The 364-nt window shown below is 37.6% G+C and carries 1 pseudogene; it reads right to left on the bottom strand.

Annotated features, from left to right (window positions below):
- Positions 1-364: pseudogene (locus CQA53_RS12095) on the bottom strand (fumarylacetoacetate hydrolase family protein); the annotation flags it as partial.

The raw sequence follows: 364 nt of genomic DNA, 5'->3' as shown, positions 1-364 counted from the left end.
ATATAGAATCTGGTGAGGCGCATTCATTCACTCGCTTAGAGAAATACACCGCCTCTTCGCGTTTGCCATCAAATGCCTCTTTTTTGAATCGCATTGATTCTTCGGCGTGTTCCATATAATTTATCCCGAGACAAATAATATCTTGCAAAGGACTTTTGATAGGCGATAAAAGCGTGATTTGAGAGAGCGGAATGAGGGGATTATTTGGATTAAAAACCTTGCTTAATCGCTCAAAATTCACTATCAAATCATTCATATTATTACTCATATCAAGTGGCATAACCATAGTGTCATTTTCTTTTAAAACTCCCAAAAACTCCACGCCATTATCAAGGTAACGCAAAATCTTGCCTTGTAGTTGCAT

Origin of the sequence: Helicobacter didelphidarum, assembly GCF_003364195.1 — a bacterium.
Classification (GTDB): Bacteria; Campylobacterota; Campylobacteria; order Campylobacterales; family Helicobacteraceae; genus Helicobacter_A; species Helicobacter_A didelphidarum.
Note: the sequence above shows the minus strand (reverse complement) of the source record. Positions and strands in the feature narration are given on the sequence as shown.